The sequence below is a fragment of the Mesorhizobium alhagi CCNWXJ12-2 genome (assembly GCF_000236565.1).
GTDB lineage: Bacteria > Pseudomonadota > Alphaproteobacteria > Rhizobiales > Rhizobiaceae > Allomesorhizobium > Allomesorhizobium alhagi.
The window spans coordinates 1-5,853 of record NZ_AHAM01000293.1; the positions used below are offsets into that span (position 1 = coordinate 1).

General features: G+C 61.3%; 4 protein-coding genes and 3 pseudogenes. 2 read left to right on the top strand and 5 right to left on the bottom strand.

The window, feature by feature from the left end:
- The 3 genes and pseudogenes from MAXJ12_RS30625 to MAXJ12_RS30635 form a co-directional block, all read right to left on the bottom strand.
- Positions 1–600, bottom strand: a 600-nt coding sequence (locus MAXJ12_RS30625) for a DnaB-like helicase N-terminal domain-containing protein (protein ID WP_008840056.1), incomplete at its 3' end; no start/stop codon positions are given.
- Positions 601–849: 249 nt separating this feature from the next.
- A pseudogene (locus tag MAXJ12_RS39350) lies at positions 850–1,296 on the bottom strand (RES family NAD+ phosphorylase).
- Positions 1,297–1,352: 56 nt separating this feature from the next.
- Positions 1,353–1,685, bottom strand: a pseudogene (locus MAXJ12_RS30635) (antitoxin Xre/MbcA/ParS toxin-binding domain-containing protein); the annotation flags it as partial.
- 539 nt (positions 1,686–2,224) lie between these two features.
- On the opposite strand from MAXJ12_RS30635, the gene MAXJ12_RS30640 reads away from it, so the two are divergent.
- Complete coding sequence (locus MAXJ12_RS30640; protein ID WP_040588970.1) at positions 2,225–2,617, top strand: hypothetical protein; 393 nt, start codon at positions 2,225–2,227, stop codon at positions 2,615–2,617.
- Positions 2,618–2,910: 293 nt separating this feature from the next.
- Here MAXJ12_RS30640 and MAXJ12_RS30645 read toward each other — a convergent pair whose 3' ends face one another.
- Both MAXJ12_RS30645 and MAXJ12_RS30650 read right to left on the bottom strand, forming a co-directional pair.
- Positions 2,911–3,558, bottom strand: coding sequence for a response regulator transcription factor (locus MAXJ12_RS30645; protein WP_008840061.1), 648 nt, complete (start codon positions 3,556–3,558; stop codon positions 2,911–2,913).
- A complete protein-coding gene (locus MAXJ12_RS30650) occupies positions 3,555–4,859 on the bottom strand; it encodes a histidine kinase (RefSeq protein WP_157999690.1) in 1,305 nt (434 codons plus the stop codon). The genes MAXJ12_RS30645 and MAXJ12_RS30650 overlap by 4 nt, the downstream gene beginning before the upstream one ends.
- Positions 4,860–5,459: 600 nt before the next feature.
- Between MAXJ12_RS30650 and MAXJ12_RS30655 the strand changes: the two are divergent.
- Positions 5,460–5,853: pseudogene (locus tag MAXJ12_RS30655) on the top strand (branched-chain amino acid ABC transporter substrate-binding protein); the annotation flags it as partial.

A 5,853-nucleotide genomic window follows, 5' to 3' on the forward strand; every position in this document is an offset into this window, starting at 1 on the left:
TGTCGCGATGCCGGAAAGATGGCCATCGCGCATATAGGCGGCGTTGGCCATGTCGACGGCCGTTTTCACCGCGTCGGTGAAGCTTTCGAAACCGCCGTCGTAGCGCCCGGTTTCGGCAAGCTCGAACAGGCGGCGCTCGGCATCCTCGATCTGGTCGGAGGGCGACATGTCGACGGGCGCATCATAGGCGATGTTGACCATGTCCTCGCCGACCGTGATCAGCGCGCGGCGGGTGGCCAGGTCGTAGATGGCGCGGCCGTAGTCGGCGGCGTTGATGACGTTGACGGCATCGGCGGCGAGGCGGGCGAGGTAATGGGCGACGGTCATGTCGCCGACCTTCTCGTCGGCCGGCAGGAAGGTCTTTATGGTGACCGGATTGGCCATCTTGCCCATGCGGATGAGCTCGGCCGCGACCTCGTAAATCTTGCGGTGCAGCGGCTCGTAGAAATGGCCGGATTTGAGGAAATCCGAGACGCGGTAGCAGGCGTCGTTGTTGACCAGGATCGCGCCGAGCAGCGCCTGTTCGGCCTCGATGTTGTTCGGCGCCTCGCGATAAAGCGGTTGCTCCGCCAAACCGATCTTCCGGATTGCTTCTGCCATGCCGGTTCCAGTTCCTCTCAGCCCGAACTGAACGAAGCTACTTGTCCCGGCATTAAAGTGGTGAAGGAGCCGAGGAGCGTGTCAAAGAACACCTCGACCAGATCGCAAGCCACTGATTTTGCTGTAGCCGATTCGTGAAGCGGGAGCCATCGGTGCGTTCTCATGATGGATTTGACGCCCTGGAATCGATGCGGCGAACCATTGCACCGAGTCCGGCACGGATTGCACGGGTTATCGTACAGCTTTGGTTCAGCGCCAGGACAGTTGGTTGCGCGGCAGCCGGCCACTCGGATCGATCACCTTGACTTGATGGGGCAGTCTCTCGCCCCAGCTCCAAAGTACGAGGTTCTCATCCGCTGCGTCGGCGCCTGGTGCAAAGCTCGGCACTAGGATGCCGGCGCCCCCCTGTCCCACGAGCCGATCATAAGTGGCCCACGACGGCAGCCGTTTGCCCTCAGATAGAAAATCCATCCAGGCGCAGGCCATGTCTTCAAACCGTATCCCGGCCTCCGCCTGACCTTCTGGCGTTCTCAGATCGACGATACCTTCGCAATGAGCAGAGAACGCAGGGATCGATCCGATGCGCCAGGCCCTGATTGGCCTGCACCGCCGTGATGATGCCGAGCGATAGATATAGCGCCGGAACGCCTTTCGGGTTGAAACGTGCGCCGCGAATGGCCGCCCCTCGCCGGAGATCGGCCTAAAGGACCAGCGCGGATCATGGTCGCGGTAGCAGGTATCGACAAACGTGAAGCAAAACCACCGACGGCGAGGTGATCGAGATAGTCGCGGACAGCGCCCGCCTTGCCTTCCTTGACCAGCGCCTCCGCGGTCCGGTCGCCGAAGGCCGGGATCGGCTTTGCCCGGTACCAAGCCATCGCCTGCTCCTTGCCGCCCGCCCATTCCGTCACCCGGCTGATGATTTCCAGCATTTCCTTGATCCGCATTTGGGTTTTTGAGGTGCGGTGGCGTGCCGCCTTGCAAAGCGATTCCCGGGCAAGCCCGACTGTCTCTGCAAGCTGCGTCTTCGACATGCCGAAACTGTCGGCGACCCGCGCGATCGCGATCGCACCCGACCAGTCCATGAACGTCAGGGTCAAGGCTTCATCGCCCAGCGATCCGGCGCGGCTTGCCTTCTCCGTCACCGGCTCCAATGGCTTATTCTCTGCCCTAGCACACGCAGATAACCGCCGGCGTTGCTGATCTGGGTCGCCTGTTGCAGAGTGCAGGCGATCACGATCGCAGTGTTTTCCTGCCCCAGCGCCTCCAGCGCGTACACGTAGGCCGACGGGCTCACCCGCAAGATAACCGCGGACCTGCGCGGCGGTGGCCATCAGGTCGCGCCAGCGGGCGATCCGGCCAGAAGTATCTTCCGCGTCCCTGCAGCAGCGCCAATTTCAGGCGTCCCGGGTCCACCATATTGGGGGTCCAACTTTCGAAAAGGCATCGAGAGGGGTAGGACCGTGCCCGTCCTGAAGATGGCTTGCCAGGGACCTGAATGCCGTTTCGACATCCCGCTTATGCCCGGGCTGAACCATCCTGACAGGATCGGGCTTAGGGCGATGCTAGGGTGGCCGTGCAGGTGGGCGCGGTCCCACATTCAGCACAGCGCCAGGAGCTCATCATGTCCAGGCTCAATCGCCGCACCTTGATCGTCAATTCCGCAAGTGCCGTTGTCGGAACGACCGTTGTCGGAATGACCATTGCCAAGGAGCCGCAGGCTCGCAACCAGATACCGTCCCGCGAGCTGCGGGCATTGATCAAAGCGCATGAGGGAACGTACGTGGCGTTCGGTAGGGCCATTCACGAAACGGGCAGTAACAGCCGCGACTGTACCCAGGCTAGCCGGACTGAAGAACAAGCGCTGGTGGCTCTCTGCTCCTATCCCGCGGTCAGCGAAGCCGATCGGCGGGTTAAGGCCAAATATCTTTTGAAAGTCGAGGCGCGGGGCGAGCTTGACCTCAAAGAGCACATGCAGGCCGTTCTGCGCTCGACGATATGGAGTCCGAGAACTTGACCGTATAGCCGGATCTGGACTTCTGGTCATGGCGCCGGGGCGACGAAGGTGATCTCGATCCCTCCTTCCGGGTTGGTGAAGGTTTCGATGCGGGCCGCGGCCCGAGGATGTGCGCAGGGCCGACCTCGGCCCGCGTTGGAAAACCTCACCGTTTGAGGACCTTTTGAAGAATCATGGCGAACGTCGGCTTACCTACGAGCTTTGGACCTGGCTTCATGCTGCAAACTGACGCTCCTTGCTTACCTGCCTCGCCGGGATGCGGAATTTGCGCGTGTTCTGCGCCCGTAGGAAGCTCACCTTGAATATTCAGAGGGCGATGAGACATATTGGACCGCCAACTTGATGAGTTCTGGAAGGTTGCGGGCACCAAGCTTCGACTTGAGTTGCGAGCTGATATTCACGACCGTCTTGTAGCTGACTCCGAGATCGCTGGCGATCTGCGCATAGGGCTTGCCTTCAGCCAGCAAGGCAAGCGTCTGCAATTCGCGGGAGGTTGTCTCGGCAAGCGGACTGTCGTGTCCTGCACTTCCCAGCATCGCTACCTGCATTGCCATTTCATGCCCCAGATAGGGCTTGTGGCGACGAACCGATTCGAATGCATCCAGAAAATCGCGGGGGCCGGCGTCCTTCAACACGTATCCCGTGGCACCGGCTTTCAGTGCGCGGCTGACGATCACCGGGTCGCTATGCATGCTGAACGCGAGAATTGGCATGCGCTTGTCGTGTAGACGCATGCGCCGGATCAGCTCGAGGCCACCAAGCCCCCCTGTCTTCATGGAAAGATCGACGACGACTACATCGGGCTTGTTGCGCCTAAAAAGGCGGTAGCCTGCGGCGACCCCGTTCGCCTCGAGGACGTCCTGAACGCCGGCGTCCTGCAACACGCGCCGACAGCCCTGCAACACGATGGGGTGGTCGTCGATGAGAAGAACCCCCGTCACCGCTGCCGAGCCTCCAGAGGGCGTTTTTCGAATGGTCGGGGCCCAACGCTTTCGAGGGGCATCCAGATCTTGAGACACGTGCCATGGCCATCCGGATTTGCACCGAGGCAGATCTCGCCGCCAAGCGCGCGCACCCGCTCCTCCATGCTGGTCAAGCCGAGCCCGCGTGAATCGTCGGATGGCGGGCCAGTGCCATCGTCCGTGAGCGACAGGTATAAAACGGACCGGATTTCACGGCTGCCCTTGTCTTGCGACGCTATCGGACACTCTTTGAGCTCCACCTCAAGGTTACGAGCTTGCGCGTGCCGCAACACGTTGGTGATTCCCTCCTGGACGCAGCGATAGATGGTGATGCTGATAGCATAGTCGTACTTTACGGCAAGATTTTCGGCCGAAAGCGTGATTCTCGGCATCGGGCCGTGCCGTTGGAATTCTGAAACGAGACCACCAATCACTTCGGATAGCGGAAGGTGGTCGAGCGCCATCGGCCGCAGCCTGTCGAGGAGACGGCGGTTCACAAGCTGGATCTTGTCGGTGATCTCCTCAATCGTGGCGGTCCGCTCACGTACCGTCTTCGCGACTTTAGCTGGCAAACGGCGTGCAAGAAGGTCAAGGGAAGCAGCGTCGGCCTTGATTCCAAAGAGGCAGGGACCAAGCTCGTCGTGAAGCTCGGATGCGATCCGGCGGCGCTCGTCATCCTGGATGGTCAAGAGGCGACGGCTTAGCTGTTGGTTCTCCGACCGCGCCGAGCCGAGGCGAAGGGCGAGTGCGTTGAAGCGATCGGTGATTTCTGCGAGTTCCGGGATATCCGGGAGTGCGAGCCGATGGCGAAACTCGCCGCGTTCCAGTTCGCGAAGTCCACCTGCTACGCTGACCAGTGGACGAAGCAAGCGGCCGAGCGCAAAGTGGAGTATAATGAGCACGGCAAGTCCGAGCACAAGCGCGACAAGGACGAGGTCCTTCGTTTCCCGCCACACTTCCGCGATCTCATCTGCGGCATGGCCAATGATGATGACGGATCCTATGTGGCGACCTTCCAAAACGATCTGCATCTCGCGTCGCACATCCTCGACATTTACAATGGAAGCAAACCAGAGCGGAACGTAGGCCTGCCGGTCGGCTTCCCGTTCCACGGACGGGACCGGCAAAAGTGCAGCGCGGCCACCATCGGACGCATTTGTCGCGAGGACCCGGACATGCCGCAGGTAGCCGAGCCTAGCGGGAAGGTCCTCGATTTGCGGCGCGCGCTGGAACCGCGGCTGCGCAACCACTTCACGAACAAGCTGCTCGGCGGTCGCCATGGCGGAGGCGACCTCCACCTCGGACGACTTTTTTGCGTTGAAGATTATTATGATCGTGGCAGCAGCGCCGGCCAGGAGACTCACAAGAGTGATGGTCGCGAGGATTTGCCGCCGTAGTGAGAGCGAGCGCCAACGGGAAAACGCCCAGGATCGCCACAGGTCATCAGCCGTGAGTGGAGCGAAAGGCTGGTCAGACACGCTGTCGGTCATCGACTTGTCCTTGCCTCAAGATCTTTTGCCCGCATATTGACCGTCGCTGGTAGAGGCGGCACTCCCCGATCCTGTGTTTGTGACACGGGCGGCTCGGGGCTGGCAATCTATTCCCCAATCGCTGTTCACCCCGCTGCGGCGGGCAGGACGCACGCAAATCGGGAACTTTAGGCAATGAAGTGGAGAACAACTGCCATAGGCGCGCCCGGCGAACCTCGGTAATCTTGGCTGGCCTGCAAGCAGGCACACGCGTCCACCCGTCAGCGGTGTCCGGAGAGCGGCTCCCTAAACCGTGACGATCCGGACACCCTGCAGGACGCATTAAGGGGTGGGCACCTCTTGAACGCGTCGTGGCTATCCCTTTGGGCTTAGCACGGGAAGGAGTGGTTCATGAGATGTCTGGCTGTCATGGCCCTATCGGCGCAGCTGGTATTTCTCCCGGCAAGCACTGTCTGCGCCCAGACCTCGAAGCCTGAGCCGATCGACGTTCGTATCGGCTATCTGCGCGCCTATGCGCCGCAGTTGGCGCTGTCGGTGCTTGACGTTCCGCCGCGCTACGAAGGCGGCGCAGGGGCCGAAGTCGCAATCGGCGACAACAACACCACCGGCAGCTTTCTCGGCCAGAAATTCATTCTCGATGTGACCGAGGTCAAGCCGGACGCCGATGTAGTCCCGGCCTTCAAGGAGATGCTCGCCAGGGGCGACCGCTACGTGCTCGCCGACATCTCCGCCCGGCAACTGCTGTCGATCGCCGACATGGCCCGCGACAATGGCGTGCTGATCT

What these genes read in the sequence shown, in the direction of transcription:
- MAXJ12_RS30640 (WP_040588970.1), top strand. Translation starts at nt 2,225, where the DNA reads ATGTCCAGGCTCAATCGCCGCACCTTGATCGTCAATTCCGCAAGTGCC.
- MAXJ12_RS30650 (WP_157999690.1), bottom strand. Translation starts at nt 4,859, where the DNA reads ATGGCGACCGCCGAGCAGCTTGTTCGTGAAGTGGTTGCGCAGCCGCGG.